At 61.4% G+C, this 15,110-nt stretch carries 9 protein-coding genes; 8 read left to right on the forward strand and 1 reads right to left on the reverse strand.

Annotation, left to right across the window (positions count from 1 at the left end):
* Positions 1-39: 39 nt before the first annotated feature.
* Positions 40-987, reverse strand: a complete 948-nt coding sequence (gene gshB, locus BM036_RS11395) for a glutathione synthase (protein WP_091852006.1) — start codon at positions 985-987, stop codon at positions 40-42.
* A 308-nt stretch (positions 988-1,295) separates the two neighbouring features.
* On the opposite strand from gshB, the gene pilG reads away from it, so the two are divergent.
* The 8 genes from pilG to BM036_RS11435 all read left to right on the forward strand — a co-directional run bounded on the left by pilG (position 1,296) and on the right by BM036_RS11435 (position 15,005).
* Positions 1,296-1,688 carry a twitching motility response regulator PilG gene (pilG, locus tag BM036_RS11400; RefSeq protein WP_091852009.1) on the forward strand — a complete coding sequence of 131 codons (393 nt, stop codon included), beginning with the start codon at positions 1,296-1,298 and terminating at the stop codon, positions 1,686-1,688.
* 32 nt (positions 1,689-1,720) lie between these two features.
* A complete protein-coding gene (gene pilH, locus BM036_RS11405; RefSeq protein WP_091852208.1) occupies positions 1,721-2,083 on the forward strand; it encodes a twitching motility response regulator PilH in 363 nt (120 codons plus the stop codon).
* A 22-nt stretch (positions 2,084-2,105) separates the two neighbouring features.
* Positions 2,106-2,651 (forward strand): chemotaxis protein CheW, encoded by a 546-nt coding sequence (locus tag BM036_RS11410; RefSeq protein ID WP_091852012.1) that lies wholly within the window; start codon positions 2,106-2,108, stop codon positions 2,649-2,651.
* Between the two features lie 82 nt (positions 2,652-2,733).
* Complete coding sequence (locus BM036_RS11415) at positions 2,734-4,809, forward strand: methyl-accepting chemotaxis protein (protein ID WP_177186049.1); 2,076 nt, start codon at positions 2,734-2,736, stop codon at positions 4,807-4,809.
* 28 nt (positions 4,810-4,837) lie between these two features.
* Positions 4,838-5,737 carry a CheR family methyltransferase gene (locus BM036_RS11420; RefSeq protein ID WP_091852020.1) on the forward strand — a complete coding sequence of 300 codons (900 nt, stop codon included), beginning with the start codon at positions 4,838-4,840 and terminating at the stop codon, positions 5,735-5,737.
* An 11-nt stretch (positions 5,738-5,748) separates the two neighbouring features.
* The gene (locus BM036_RS20300; protein ID WP_091852023.1) at positions 5,749-13,461 is read left to right on the forward strand and encodes an Hpt domain-containing protein; all 7,713 of its coding nucleotides are present in this window, start codon (positions 5,749-5,751) and stop codon (positions 13,459-13,461) included.
* Entirely contained in the window at positions 13,461-14,519 is a 1,059-nt protein-coding gene (locus tag BM036_RS11430; protein ID WP_091852026.1) for a chemotaxis protein CheB, read from the forward strand. Before BM036_RS20300 ends, BM036_RS11430 begins: the two co-directional genes overlap by 1 nt.
* A gap of 12 nt (positions 14,520-14,531) precedes the next feature.
* On the forward strand, positions 14,532-15,005 hold the full coding sequence (locus BM036_RS11435) for a chemotaxis protein CheW (RefSeq protein WP_091852029.1): 474 nt from the start codon (positions 14,532-14,534) through the stop codon (positions 15,003-15,005).
* The last annotated feature ends 105 nt before the right edge of the window (positions 15,006-15,110 follow it).

The following is a 15,110-nucleotide window of genomic DNA, read 5'->3' on the forward strand; positions in this document are numbered from 1 at the left end:
CTGCCACTTCCGGGGTTTCTGACTCAGGGGATCGGGCTATTATCCCAGACGACGCTCGATGGCATCCATGAGCTGGCCCGCAATATCGATACCGAAGGCCGCATCCAGCTCCCGCACGCAGGTGGGACTGGTGACATTGATCTCGGTGAGATAATCGCCGATCACATCGATGCCAACGAAGATCAGATTCTTCTCTTTCAACACCGGGGCAACGCGGTCACAGATTTCCCGATCACGGGCGGTGAGTTCCCGCCCCTCACCGCGACCGCCGGCTGCCAGGTTGCCTCGATTCTCCCCGACAGACGGTATCCGCGCGAGGGCATAGGGTACCGGCTCACCCTCGATCAGCAGTATGCGCTTGTCGCCCTCGGTAATCTCCGGGATGTACTTCTGGGCCATACACTGGTGCTGGCCGTCGTTGGTGAGGGTTTCAATGATCACCCCCAGGTTGAAGTCGTTTTCACGGACCCGAAAGATGGACTTGCCGCCCATACCGTCCACCGGCTTCATGATCACGTCTCCATGCTCACGGTAGAATTCCCGCAAGCGTTCGGCTGAGCGGGTAACAATCAGGGGCGGCGTGCAGTCTTCAAACTGCGTGGCAAACAGCTTCTCGTTACAGTCCCGCAGGGCCTGGGTCGGGTTCACGACCAGCGCACCCTGCCTTTCCGCCGCCTCGAGAATGTGGGTGGCCATCAGGAACTCCCGGTCTACCGGCGGATCCTTGCGCATCAGGATGGCGTCCAACTCACCCAGGGCAATATCGTCCTCGTGACCGAAGGTATACCAGTGCGCCGGATCCATCCGGACGTCCAGGGAGCGTACCCGCGCCCGTGCCTGGCCGCCTTTCATATAAAGGTCCGGGAGCTCCATATAGGCCACCTCCCACCCTCGCTGCCGGGCAGCCCAGAGCATGGCCAGTGAAGTATCCTTCTTGAACGAAATATCCTGGATCGGATCCATCACCACGCCGATTCTGAGTGTCATTGTGCCTCTCCGGTCAATTGACGAAAAACAGGAACCCGTCTACAGAGCATACTGATCAAACGGTGCTATGCTGGAGCATGATGGTATTGTACCGGGCGCCGGAATGCACCTGCGATCCGCCTGCGCCGACATTCTGTCGTTCCGGTCCGGCAATTTTGTGACCCTGTACAATACGACACAAACTGAAACTTTGTTGCACGTCACGAATAACCTATAAATAGAGGGGCTTGATAGAACACCTTCAATTTGTGTGTTAAAAAAGCCAATCTCTGAACTCCGACACTCGCAGAGCGCAAGGCAGTTGCACAATGGATGACAACTTCGAAAATCTGAAAATCATGGTGATTGACGACAGCAAGACCATTCGTCGCACCGCAGAAACGCTGCTCAAAAAAGTGGGCTGCGAGGTAATCACCGCGACGGACGGATTTGATGCGCTCGCGAAAATAGCCGACTCCCACCCCGATATCATTTTCGTGGACATCATGATGCCACGACTGGATGGCTATCAGACCTGCGCCCTGATCAAGAACAACTCCGCATTCCGCAAGACACCCGTTATCATGCTGTCGAGTAAGGACGGGCTGTTTGACAAGGCCAAGGGGCGTATTGTCGGGTCAGACCAGTATCTGACCAAACCGTTCAGCAAGGACGAGCTGCTTAACACGATTCGCCAGTATGTTCCCCAGGCGGAACAGTGAATCCGCCCTACAAGAGAACCACCGAGGATAACATGGCCCGCATTCTGATCGTTGACGACTCCCCCACCGAAATCAAGAAAATTTCTACCATTCTGGAAAAGCACAAGCACGAAGTCCTGACCGCCGACAACGGTGCTGATGGCGTTGCCATGGCCCGGGCCGAGAACCCCGACCTTGTGCTGATGGACGTAGTCATGCCCGGACTGAACGGTTTCCAGGCCACACGACAACTGACTCGCGCACCGGAAACCGCCTCCATCCCGGTGGTAATCGTGACCACCAAGGACCAGGAAACCGATCGCGTCTGGGGCACCCGTCAGGGCGCCAAGGGCTACCTGGTCAAGCCGGTAAACGAGAGTGACCTGATCAACACCATCAACAGCCTCGTGTCCTGAACAACCGTCCCTTGGAGTACGCATGTCTGCCCAGGCCACACCCTTTGCCGTACTGACGGATATTGCCCGGCGAAGCCGGTCCCTGGCTGCCGGCCTGCCCGAACAGCAGGAAGCGGTGACCCTCTGGAACGGTATCGGCTTCATGCTGGCCGGCCAGCGCTTTGTTGCTCCGATGGGCGAAGTGGTCGAAATCCTCCACCTCCCCCGCTTCACCCATGTGCCAGGGGTTCATCCTTTTATGCTCGGGGTGGCGAACGTTCGTGGTCGCCTGCTCCCACTGATCGACCTTGCCCAGTTCTTTGGCTTGCCGCGGAGCGCCCGCAGCAACCGTGACCGGCGGGTGCTGGTGGTGGAACAGGACGACATATTCACCGGCCTGGTGGTGGATGATGTCGCCGGTATGCAGTATTTCGCCGAGGACAGTTTTGTGTCCCGGTCAGAAAACATCCATGAAGCCGTGAGCCCCTTTGTGCAGGGCGGCTATGTCCGTGACGACGAAATCTGGAACGTGTTCTCAACTTTTGCGCTAATCGATGATGAGCGCTTCCTGGATGTGTCACAGTGGTAATGTTTACGGCCGTGCCGGCACTGCTGGCCGACTTACCCTCCGAAACCTATTTGCCAAAAAGAAGAGAGGCCGGGAGCCAAAGATGAAAAACAAAGCCGGAAGATTCAGCATGGGACAGGGCGCCAACAGGTTTGTTGCCGGCCTGATCGCAGCGCTGATAGCACTTACCGTGCTGCTCGTTGTCGTGCTGTTCATTATCAACCAGGACAGCCGTAACGACCAGGAGTACATTGCCTACACCGGTGAGCTGCGGGTACTTTCGCAGGAAATCACCAGTAACGCCACAGAGGCGGCCGATGGTAACGAGGAAGCGTTTACCCGACTGCAAGGCAGCCGCAACGAGTTTGCGGAACTATGGGGTTACATCCTGGAAGGTAACCCGCAAACCGGCCTCCCGGCCAGTGACCTGGCAGCTGACAGCCAGGTTCAGCCTTACTGGGATACCGTTCGTGACAGCGCCGACAGCATTGTAAACACCCGAGAGGAAGTACTTGGCCTGCATGAGGTTGCCAGCACGCTCAACGAGACCATTCCCCGCCTTCAGGTGGAATACCGGGATATCGTCTCCGTCCTGCTGGACAACAATGCCCCGGCAGACCAGGTTGCCCTCGCCCAGCGGCAGTCGTTGCTGGCCGAGCGTATTGCCCGGGCGGTGAACAGCGTTCTCTCCGGCGAGGAAGACGCGGTAGTCGCTGCCGACCGTTTCGGCCGCGACGCCACTGAATTTGGCCGCGTGCTCCAGGGTCAGCTGCAGGGCAACCCGGCCATGAGCATTTCCCGCATCAATATCGAAGAGGCCCGCTACGGCCTGGAAGCGGTACAGGAGCTGTTCCAGTACGTCTCCCAGAACATTGACGCGATTCTGGAGGCCTCTCCCGACCTCTACAGCGTCCGTAACGCCTCCAACGATATCTTCCAGAACTCCCAGCTACTTCTGCAGGAAATCTCCACCCTGGCGGATCGCTTTGCCGACCAGGCTGGGTCCCGCGTGATCAGCCCACTACTGGCGTACCTGATCCTCGCCCTGATGGTGGCCACGGTTGTGGCCATCGGTGTGGTGCTGTACCGCGCCGCCCAGGAGCGCCTGGCCCAGACCCAGGCCCAGAACGAACAGAACCAGAACGCGATCCTGCGACTGCTGGACGAACTGGCTGACCTGGCGGACGGTGACCTGACTACCGAGGCCACGGTAACCGAGGACTTCACCGGCGCCATCGCTGACTCCATCAACTACGCCATCGACCAGATGCGCGGCCTGGTACAGGCTATCCGGGGTACGGCAGTACGGGTTGCCTCCGCTGCCCAGGAATCCCAGTCCACGGCCATGCAGCTGGCAGACGCGTCCGAGCACCAGGCCCAGGAAATTGCCGGTGCCTCTGCCGCGGTCAATGAGATGGCGGTGTCCATCGACCAGGTATCCTCCAACGCCGCCGAGTCCACCGCGGTTGCGGAGCGCTCGGTTGCCATCGCCAAGAAAGGCGCGGAAGTGGTACAGAACACCATCCGCGGCATGGACAACATCCGCGAGCAGATCCAGGAAACCTCCAAGCGGATCAAACGACTGGGTGAGTCTTCCCAGGAAATCGGTGACATCGTATCGCTGATCAATGACATCGCCGACCAGACCAACATCCTGTCCCTTAACGCCGCTATCCAGGCCTCTATGGCCGGTGACGCAGGCCGGGGCTTCGCGGTGGTTGCGGACGAGGTCCAGCGCCTGGCGGAACGCTCCTCTGCAGCGACCAAGCAGATTGAAGCCCTGGTTAAAACCATCCAGTCGGATACCAACGAAGCGGTTATCTCCATGGAACACACCACCGCCGAGGTGGTCCGCGGTGCACGCCTGGCACAGGACGCAGGTGTTGCCCTGGAGGAAATCGAAAACGTATCCATGAGCCTGGCGGAGCTGATCCAGAACATCTCCAACGCTGCACGCCAGCAGGCGTCGTCGGCGGCGCACATTTCCAACACCATGAACGTCATCCAGGAAATCACCTCCCAGACCTCTTCCGGTACCAACGCCACCGCGCGGTCTATCGGAAACCTGGCCGAGATGGCATCCGAGCTGAGGTCTTCGGTTGCCGGCTTTACCCTGCCGGAAGAAGACCAGGTCGATGCCATGGAGCGCGAAGAAGACAACGTACCGGTGGTCAGCTGACCACCGTTGCCAGGGGCGATGAGGGTTTATGGCTGAAGCACCCCGCAACCTGTCACCCGGCTCCGAACACTGGGCGCTGCGCCCGCTCCCTGACATGGACGAGGCGCAGTTCCACCAGTGGAAAACCCTGCTGGAACACCGGACCGGCATGGCCCTGGCCCCTGAGCGCAAGTCCTTCCTGGAAACCAACATTGGTATCCGCATGCGGGAGATCGGATGCGGCAGTTTCCAGGCCTATTACGAAAAGATTGTGGCCGGACCGGAAGCCGTCGTGGAATGGTCCACCCTGGTGGACCGGCTTACCGTCCAGGAAACAAGGTTTTTCCGGGATGGGGATGCGTTCCGGCTGGTGTCAGACTATGTGATGACCCGGCCACGGGAGCAACTGCGACATCGCCCGCTTGAGGCGTGGAGCGTGGGCTGCTCCACCGGCGAGGAAGCCTATACCCTGGCGATCCTGCTGAACGAGTGTATGGCGCAGCTAAAGCTGCCACCACTGTACGGAGTGACCGGTTCTGACATCAGCAAGCCGGCCCTGGACAAGGCGCAACAGGGGCTTTTCAACCCCAGGCGCCTGAACGGCATGGATGACAGCCTCCGTCAGCGGTATTTCCGGGCAGGAGCCCGTAACAGTGCGGAAATTGCAGAAAGCATTCGCGAGCGTGTCTGTTTCACCCGGCTTAATGTGCTGGACCTGAAGCGGGCCCCCATGCACGGGATGAACATCATTTTCTGCCAGAACCTGCTGATCTATTTCCGTCGCTGGCGACGGCGGGAGATCGTGACAAGGCTGGCGGAACACCTGGCCCCCGGCGGCCTGTTGGTGCTGGGGCAGGGTGAGATCACCGGCTGGCAACCGCCGGGAATGCAGCGGGTTCCCTCGGAACATGTGCTGGCGTGGATTCGCCGCCAGTCAGACGACGAATAACCGGAGTGGTTATGGGCAACAACCATGACAGTATCGCCCTGGACTGGGTTCGTGGCGAAATAGAACAAACACTGACGCAGAGCCAGCAGGCGCTTGAGGCCTATGTCGAGAACCGTGAAGACACGGCGCGCCTGCGCTTCTGCCTCAATTACCTGCACCAGGTAAACGGTACCCTCCAGATGGTCGAACTGCAGGGTGCCGCCCTGCTCACCGAGGAAATGGAAAAACTTACCCAGAGCGTGCTCAAGGGTGAGGTAGTCGACACCGACCAGGCCCTGGACAGCCTGATGGAGGCCATTCTCCGCCTGCCTCGCTACCTGGAAGGACTTCGCAGCAGCGCTGACGACCTGCCCCTGACTCTCCTGCCCCTGCTCAACGACCTGCGGGCTGCGCGCGGGGAGGGTCTGCTTTCCGATCTGTCACTGTTCCGGCCAGACATGGCCCAGGCCCGCTTCGAGGCCTCGCCCAGGGTTGCCCGCCTGCTGCAGGACCCCAAGATCCTGGCCAACGTCGGCAAGCTGGGACAGATGTTCCACCGTGCCGTGAACAGCATTGTCCCCGGCAAGGACAACAACGCTCTGTACGACAACCTGCAAAAGGTGATCCAGCGCCTGGTCAAGCTGTGCACCGGCACGCCCCGTGAGCAACTGTGGCGCGCCACCGGTGGCTTTATCGAGACGCTTGAGCAGAATATCAACGAGCTGACACCGGCCACCCATGCCCTGCTCAAAGAGCTGGACGACGAAATCGATCGTCTGACCCGGGAGCCAGACGACATCCTGCGTCAGCCAGTGCCGGAAACCCTGTTCCGCAACCTGCTCTACTACATAGCCCAGGCCCACGAAGCCACGTCTGCCTATATTTCTGACATTCGCGACCGCTACGGCCTTGAGCAGGCGATGCCCACAGGCGGCAGCTTTGACAGCAGCAGCGGCCCGGGCCGGGAAGCTATTCACTCAGTCGTGCTGGCGCTGAACGAGGAAGTTGCCCGCCTGAAGGACCAGCTCGACTTGTTCGTGCGCGATCAGAACCGCCAGAACCAGGATCTCGAAGAACTGTTGCCGGGCCTTCGCCAGGTAGCCAATACCCTCGCCGTGCTCGGCCTGGGTAACCCACGCCGTATCATCGGTGAACAACTCGATGTAGTGGACAAGCTCCTTGGCCAGAGTGACACCGTGGATGATGGCACCCTGCTGGACATCGCAGGGGCGCTGCTCTATGTCGAAGCCACCCTGTCCGGTATTGACCGGGACCGCCACCTGGCCCCGGACGGCGAAACCAGCAGCGAAGAAGACGAGTCAACCGGCCCCGGCCGCCAGGAGCTCGGTGACGCCCACAATGCCCTGCTCCGGGAATCCCGCAACGCCCTGGAACAGGTCAAGAGCGCGGTGGTCAACTTCATCGCGTCTCAGTGGGATCCGCGGGAAATCGAACATGTACCCGAAATGCTCTCGAGCATCGAGGGTGGCCTCAAGGTCATTCCCCTGGAGCGGCCAGCCCTGATACTGGCCGCAGTGCGCGATTACATCCAGCAGGTATTGCTGGAGCGCAAACGTATCCCGGACTGGAAACAGCTCGATACCCTGGCAGACACCATTACCAGTATCGAGTATTACCTGGAGCGCCTCACAGACGGCATCCGTGACAATGAATCCGTGCTTCGGGTTGCAGAGGAAAGCCTCCGCACCCTTGGCTTCCCCCCTGGCGCCGAGCCCACCTGGGTTGAAGCGGACACTGACGCTGCCCCGTCGCCCACCAGCGCCGAAGAAGCGCCGCCGGAAGCGCCGGTGCAGACCGCCAAGCACTCCGACATGGAGCTGGTGGACGACGAAATCCTGGAAATCTTTGTCGAAGAAGCCGGCGAAGTCATGGCTACCATCAACACCTGGTACCCTCGCCTTCGCCAGGACCACGATGATCGCGAAGCACTCACGGAAGTACGCCGTGCCTACCATACCCTCAAGGGCAGCGGCCGACTGGTAGGCGCCACCAGCATTGGTGAGCTGGCCTGGTCCATCGAAAACCTCCTCAACCGGGTGCTCGACCAGACCCTGCGTCCCACCGAAGACCTGTTTGCCCTGGTGGACGACGTCAACAACCGTGTCCCCTCGCTCATCGAGGAATTCCGCAACGGAGACGTAACCGGCGACGTGGATACACTGATCCAGCGGGCAGAGGCCATGGCCGATACCCGCAAGACCAGCCACAGCGAAGCGGGCGCGCCGATTGAGGCAACAGACACACAGGTAAGTGGCTCTGATGAGGATGCCACCCCGGCACCGGCCAGCCAGCGTGAAAGTCTGAGCACCACCGACAGCGGTTTCGACAACGATGATCTGATCGATGATGAAATTATCGAGATCTTTGTCGAAGAAGCCGGAGAGGTACTCGGAACCATCAACGAATACCTCCCCATGCTGCTTCGCCAGTATGACGATCGTAGCGCCCTTGCCGAGGTTCGGCGTGCATTCCACACGCTCAAGGGTAGTGGCCGCATGGTCGGGGCCAGCGTCGTCGGAGAACTGGCCTGGTCCGTCGAGAACATGCTTAACCGCCTCATCGACGGCACCGTATTCATGAACGACGACATTGCCGGATTACTGCGGGAGGTTACCGACACCATTCCGTCCCTGGTCACTGATTTCGAACAGCGCCGCACGCCCTCAGTGGATACCACCCCCCTGCAGGAGCAGGCGACCGCGCTGGCGAACGGCGAAATTCCGGGCACCCGGGCAATGCCCGAAACCGACCAGGAAGCGGACCACGAAGCTCCTGAAGATGTACAGCCAACACCGGAGCCCGAGGCGGGCACAGGGGCCCCTGACGCCGCCATGGGAGCAGCGGAAAGCAGCGAAGACCTGGTGGACCCGATACTGGTTGAGATTTTCGAGAGCGAAGCCCGGACACACCTGGCTGCCCTGGAAGCCTTCCTTGAGGATACCGGCGGACGCAGCAGTGTCGCCTATACGGACCAGGTCTCCCGCGCCCTGCATACTCTGAAAGGCAGCGCCAACACCGCTGCCATCGAACCCATTGCACGGGTTGTCACCACACTGGAGCAGTTCGTCAAGCAGGCCCGGGCCGAAAACCGTCGTGCCGACAGCGACGTCATCGCCCTGATCCAGCAATGCTGCGAGTTCCTCAAGCAGGGTCTCGACCAGCTTGACAGCACGCCGCAACAGCCACTGCCGGGCACCGACTCCTATCTTGAACAACTGGCCGCAGTCTCTGCCCGTACCCTTGGACGCCGTGACACCGACGACGAAGAGGCGGCGGGCAGTACTGACAGCCAGCTGGTGACGCTGTTCCTCAACGATGGCCTGGACGTACTGCTGGATGCTGACCGGATTGTTCAGGACTGGGCGGCCAACCCGTCGCAAACCAGCGACATTGGCCGGCTCTCCCATGAACTGGGGCAGCTTGCCTCCGGTGCCCGGGATGCCGGACTGGTGGATGTGGCTGAGCTCACCCGCGCCCTGACACAGGTCTATCACAACGCACTGGCACATCCCGAAGGTCCGGACGACTGGTTCATGGAAACCGTTCAATCAGCCCATGAGCACCTGATCAACCTGATGGACCAGGTTGCCGCGGGCCTGGCCACGCAGCCGGACCAGACCCTGCTTACCGAACTCGAGGTACTGGCGGATTCATTGTCCACACCGGAACCTGATGTCGACGAGCCCGAAGAGATTGACTATGAAGGTTACGACCTGCCGGCCGGTGAAGCGGAATCAGACACAAGCACCACCGACACCGACGATGGCATGGATGACGAGCTGGCCGAGATCTTCCTGGAGGAAGCCCAGGATCTGATTGCCAGCACCGCCGATGCCCTTGAAGACTGGCAGACCCGGTCCGACAACAGTGAAATGCTGCGTTTGCTGCAACGGGATCTGCACACCCTCAAGGGTGGCGCACGCTTGGCAGGCGTCCAGCCCATCGGCGACCTGGCCCATGAGCTGGAAACCCTGTTTGAAGGCCTCGCCGAACATCGCCTCGGTGTCACCGAGGAACTCTCGGACCTGCTGTTCCGTTGTCACGACCGCCTTGCAAGCATGGTCGACGCCCTTGCCGCCGGTGACTCTCCGCGTCCGGCCCCGGACCTGGAAGCGGACATCCGGCATTATATGGATAACGCCAGCGGTGAACGTCCGGTCACACGGATTCCCGGAGCCAGTGAAGCCACGCCGCCGGACGGGGAGTCCACCGAACAGCCCGGCGACAGTTCCGAGCAATCGGCGCAGAAGGACGAGCCTGTCGGGCCGACTGACAGTGCCGGGACTGCCGACCTTGAAGCCGGCGATGACGAGCTGCCGGAACTGGATATCAGCGATCTCGGCAACGAACTCGAACAGCTCCACGAGGACCTCGACGATGGTGCCGGCGATTCCGGCCAGGTCGCCAGCTCAGCGGCAGCCGAACAGGTCCCCCCGGAAGAATCCGGCGAAACCTATGACCTTTCCCACCTGGATCAGGAGCTGGTGGCGATCTTCCTGGAAGAAGCCTACGACCTGATCAATTCCACCAGCAGCGCCCTGCACAGCTGGAGTGAGAACCCGGCGGACAGCTCCCTCGCAAGCGAGCTGCAGCGAGATGTGCACACCCTCAAGGGCAGTGCCCGCATGGCTGGCGTCGACCCCATCGCGGACCTCACCCACGTGCTGGAAGACCTTTTTGAACGGGTCGCGGACGGCCGCATCGAGGCCAGCGCCGGGATGCTCGACCTGCTGTTTGCCTGCCACGACCGGCTCGCGGGCATGGTGGATGAGATTGCGACAGCCCGGCCCTGTGCCCGGGCGACGGGACTGATCAATCAGGTACAGGCTATTATCAATGGGGAACCGGCCGGCGCAGTCACTCAAAGAGCGGACGTCGACACCGCAGCCACACAGCCGGAGACTGCCGCGCCCGATCAGGCCGAAGTCCCGGAAGCCGAACTCAGCGAAGAGGCTCCGGAACTCACCGCTGATGAACTCACGGGCATGTTCCTCGAGGAAGGCCTGGACATCAGCGAATCCATCGAGGAAAGCCTGTCCCAGTGGCGAGAGGATCCGGAGCAGCTCACGGGGATTACCCAGCTTCAGCAGGAGCTCCATAGCCTCAAGGGCGGAGCGCGATTGGCCGATATGGACGCAGTAGCAGACCTGGCCGAAGCCTGGTCTGATGCACTCGGCCCTCTGCTGGAAGGTTCCGGCAACCAACCGCTGGTGCTGACCCTCAGCGAAAGGGCGAACGCGGGCCTCAAGGCCATGCTCGAGCAGCTTGAGGAAGGCAACCGGCCGCAACCGGACACCGGCCTTTTGCGCCTGCTGCAGGAGGCGGCCAGTCACCTGGACGAAGAAGGGGACGCGACCCCGGAATCGGCCACTGCCGACGACGATAAGCCCGACACCGAAGTACTGGAGATTTTCCTGGAGGAAGCCGGGGAAATTCTGGACCAGCTGGAACAGCTGCTGGCCGACTGGCGCCAGGAACCGGAAAGCCAGAACTTCAGCCACGAGGCCCAGCGTGCCCTGCACACCCTCAAGGGTGGCGCCCGCCTGTCTCGCCAACCCAGGCTCGGGGACCTGTCCCACGAGTTCGAGGCGATGCTCACCGAACTGGGAGACCAGCCCCCCGCCCAGGACGACTGGAAGAAAATCACCGAACACCACGATGCATTGATAGCGTCTGTCGCCAGGATTCGTGAGAACTTCGAGAACTACCTGGCCAGCCAGGCGCCGGACCTTGCCACCCCGGTCAGTAGCGACCAGTCCAGGGCGGGCGAATACCGTGGGCCGTCCGCCAGTGCCGAATCGGCACCGGTCGTCAGCAAGCCACAAACAGCCCGCAAGGCCATAGAGAAGCGCCGCAAGGACAGTGCAAGGGCAGCACAGGAAACCATCCGCGTCTCTGCCCCCTTGCTGGACGAGCTGGTTAACCTGGCTGGTGAAACCAGTATTACCCGTGGCCGGCTGGAACAGCAGAACAGTGACTTCGGCCATACCCTGGACGAAATGGCAGCCACCATTGACCGTCTGCGCGAGCAGTTGAGGCGAATGGACATCGAGACCGAGGCCCAGATCCTGTTCCGCGCTGAGCAGGAGCATGGCCCGGACTACGGTGACGACTTCGACCCGCTGGAAATGGATCGTTATTCGTCGATCCAGCAGCTGTCCCGGGCCCTGAGCGAATCCGCCTCTGACCTTGCTGACCTGCGGGAAACCATGTCTGACCGGGTGAGGGACACCGACACCCTGCTGGTGCAGCAGTCCCGGATCAACACCGAGCTGCAGGAAGGTCTGATGAAGACCCGGATGATCCCGTTCGCCTCCATGGTGCCCAGGCTTCGACGGATCGTCCGGCAGATCAGCGGCGAGCTGGGCAAGAAGGTGGAATTCGACGTCCGCAACGCAGAAGACGAGCTCGACCGCAACATTCTGGAGCGCATGGTGGCCCCTCTCGAGCACATGCTCCGGAACGCCCTGGACCACGGCATCGAGACTCCGTCGGACCGGGCCAGGGTCGGCAAGCCGGAAACCGGTCAGGTGACTCTGAGCCTGAGCCGTGAAGGTGGCGAAGTGGTATTGCGCATGACCGACGACGGCGCAGGCATTCCCAGCGCGGTTATCCGTCGAAAGGCCATCGAGCGGCGCCTTCTGGGCGAGCACGAAGACCTCAGCGAGCGGGAAATCCTGCAGTTTATCCTGCAGCCGGGCTTCTCCACGGCCGAGGCGGTTACCCAGATTTCCGGCCGGGGCGTAGGCATGGACGTGGTCGCCAGCGAGATCAAGCAGCTCGGTGGCAGCCTGGACATTGACTCACAGGTGGGCCACGGAACCACCTTTACCGTGCGACTGCCGTTTACGGTATCGGTCAACCGGGCGCTGATGGTTTCTACCGGCGAGGACTTCTATGCGATCCCGCTGAACACCATCGAAGGTATCGTGCGGGTCAGCACCTGGGAGCTGGAAGAGTATTACCAGCCGGACGCGCCCCTCTACGAGTACGCCGGCCAGCAGTACCGCCTGCAGTACCTGGGCGGCCTGCTCCACAGCGACCACCGCCCCAAATTGCAGGGCCAGGCGCTGCCGTTGCCGGTAATCCTGGTGAGGGGCTCCGAGCAGCCCATGGCCCTGCAGGTAGACAGCCTGCTGGGTAGCCGGGAAATCGTCGTTAAATCCCTCGGGCCCCAGTTCAGCTCTGTGCGCGGGGTATCCGGTGCCACCATCCTGGGTGATGGTAATGTCGTGGTGATTCTGGACCTGCCGGCCATGATCCGCTCCGATATCCTGTCCGAGCGACAGCGCCTGGCCGCTCAGGCCGCGCAGCAACAACAATACCGGGAAGACCGGCCCACCCTGGTTATGGTGGTGGACGACTCGGTGACTGTGCGCAAGGTCACCTCGCGCCTGCTGGAACGTAACGGCATGGAAGTGGTCACCGCGAAGGATGGCCTTGATGCCGTGGCCCAGCTACAGGACCACAAGCCGGACATCATCCTGCTGGATATCGAAATGCCCCGGATGGACGGCTTCGAGGTAGCCAGCTTCGTGCGCCACGATGACGACCTTCGGGAAGTGCCGATCTGCATGATCACCTCCCGTACCGGCGCCAAGCACCGTGATCGCGCCCTGGCGCTGGGGGTCAACGAATATCTGGGCAAGCCATTCCAGGAAACCGAGCTGCTTGACACAATCGAGCGCCTGACCAGCGAAGAGCCTGTAAACGGAGGGCGTTGATGACCACGGACGGCGAGCGACCAGCTGTAGCCATCGTCTCTGATGATGTGTTGCAGCGCCACCGTCTGCAGGAAACGACAGGTCGTTTCGGGCTACGCCCGGGGTTTTCCGGCTCGCCGGAGCGTGTACAGGGCTACGAGGCCTTACCGGAAGCCAACCTCTGGCTGATTACCCTGGAGGACGAAGCGGACCACCCGCAGCTGTTCGACCACCTGCTGGACCATACCGACGCTCCCATCCTGTTCGGTATCGATCCAGCGCCCAGGCCCGGCAGCCGGGACTTTGTCCGCTGGGAACGACGGCTGCTGGAAAAGCTGGAAAAGCAGCTCGGCCCGCTGGAACAGACGGAGTCCGGAGAGGACCTGGCGGAGCTCGCCGAGCAGCCTTCACTCCCGACCAGTGGCATGGATGTCGAGTTGCCCACCTGGATCATCCCGGCCCAACCAGGGCAGCAGGCGGAGGAGATCTGGATACTGGGAGCCTCGCTGGGCGGCCCAGCGGCAGTGAAGTGCTTCCTTGATCACCTGCCACCCGGATTGCCGGTGGGCTTTGTGTACGCCCAGCATATCGACGGCAACTTTACCGATGTGCTGGCCCGGGTGCTGGGCCGCCACGCCCACTACCGGCTCCAACGGGCTCAGGAAGGCATGCGCATCGCCTGTGGCAGGGTGACCGTTATACCGGTGGACAAGGAGTGGGGCCTGACCGCCGATGGCGCCCTGACCGAAAAAGACCGACCCTGGCCTGGCCCCTATGGCCCCTCCATCGACCAGGTCCTGCTGAACTTTGGCGATCATTTCCGGGGTCGCTGCCATGCCATCCTGTTTTCCGGCATGGGAAATGACGGGGCTGTCGCGGCGCCCATGCTGAGGGCCTTCGGCAGCCAAATCTGGGTACAGGCCAGTGACACCTGTGCCAACAGTGCCATGCCTGAGGCCGTTGCCGGAACGGGCTGTACCAGCTACTCCGGTTCGCCGCAGGAGCTGGCCCGGGCACTGGTACGAACGCTGGCCGACGCAGCCCTGGTGAAACAGACAACGTCGCAGGATGTAACCTGAGGACCGAGAATCATGAGCGAGACCACCCCACAAACTCTGCACTGTGTACTTATTCCGATGGACAACCGGCAATTGCTGCTGCCTAACGTGTCCATCGCGGAGGTGGTGGACCATGACGCCACCCTGAGCAAAGCCGGGGATCAGCCCTGGCTGGCCGGCTACCTGGACTGGCGCGGCCAGAAACTGCCAGTGATCTCCTATGAAGGTGCCAATGAACAGCAAGCCACTCAGCCGGAAGCCGGTCGCGGGCGGATTGTCGTCCTGAACACCATCGGTCCGGATCACGGCCGCCTGCCTTTCATAGCTATTGTGACCCGGGGTATCCCCAGCCAGGCACGACTGGACTCGAAACAAGTGCAGGGCCTGGAGACGGCCGATAACGGCCCGGCGGACCTGATGCAGGTTGAACTGGAGGGAGAGCCGGCGTGGATTCCCAACCTCGAATACCTGGAAAGCCTGGGTCTCCAGGCGCTGACAACAGCATGACACCAGGCCTGGCACCGGCCCAGGGTATTAGCCACTCACCAGCGACTGTGGGCTAACCGCCTGACGTTTTTCTCCGAATCCGGGTAATGTTATACTGTTACAACA

Source organism: Marinobacter segnicrescens, assembly GCF_900111555.1.
GTDB lineage: Bacteria > Pseudomonadota > Gammaproteobacteria > Pseudomonadales > Oleiphilaceae > Marinobacter > Marinobacter segnicrescens.

Coding starts and splice junctions, on each gene's coding strand:
- gshB (WP_091852006.1), bottom strand. CDS start 987: ATGACACTCAGAATCGGCGTGGTGATGGATCCGATCCAGGATATTTCG.
- pilG (WP_091852009.1), top strand. CDS start 1,296: ATGGATGACAACTTCGAAAATCTGAAAATCATGGTGATTGACGACAGC.
- pilH (WP_091852208.1), top strand. CDS start 1,721: ATGGCCCGCATTCTGATCGTTGACGACTCCCCCACCGAAATCAAGAAA.
- BM036_RS11410 (WP_091852012.1), top strand. CDS start 2,106: ATGTCTGCCCAGGCCACACCCTTTGCCGTACTGACGGATATTGCCCGG.
- BM036_RS11415 (WP_177186049.1), top strand. CDS start 2,734: ATGAAAAACAAAGCCGGAAGATTCAGCATGGGACAGGGCGCCAACAGG.
- BM036_RS11420 (WP_091852020.1), top strand. CDS start 4,838: ATGGCTGAAGCACCCCGCAACCTGTCACCCGGCTCCGAACACTGGGCG.
- BM036_RS20300 (WP_091852023.1), top strand. CDS start 5,749: ATGGGCAACAACCATGACAGTATCGCCCTGGACTGGGTTCGTGGCGAA.
- BM036_RS11430 (WP_091852026.1), top strand. CDS start 13,461: ATGACCACGGACGGCGAGCGACCAGCTGTAGCCATCGTCTCTGATGAT.
- BM036_RS11435 (WP_091852029.1), top strand. CDS start 14,532: ATGAGCGAGACCACCCCACAAACTCTGCACTGTGTACTTATTCCGATG.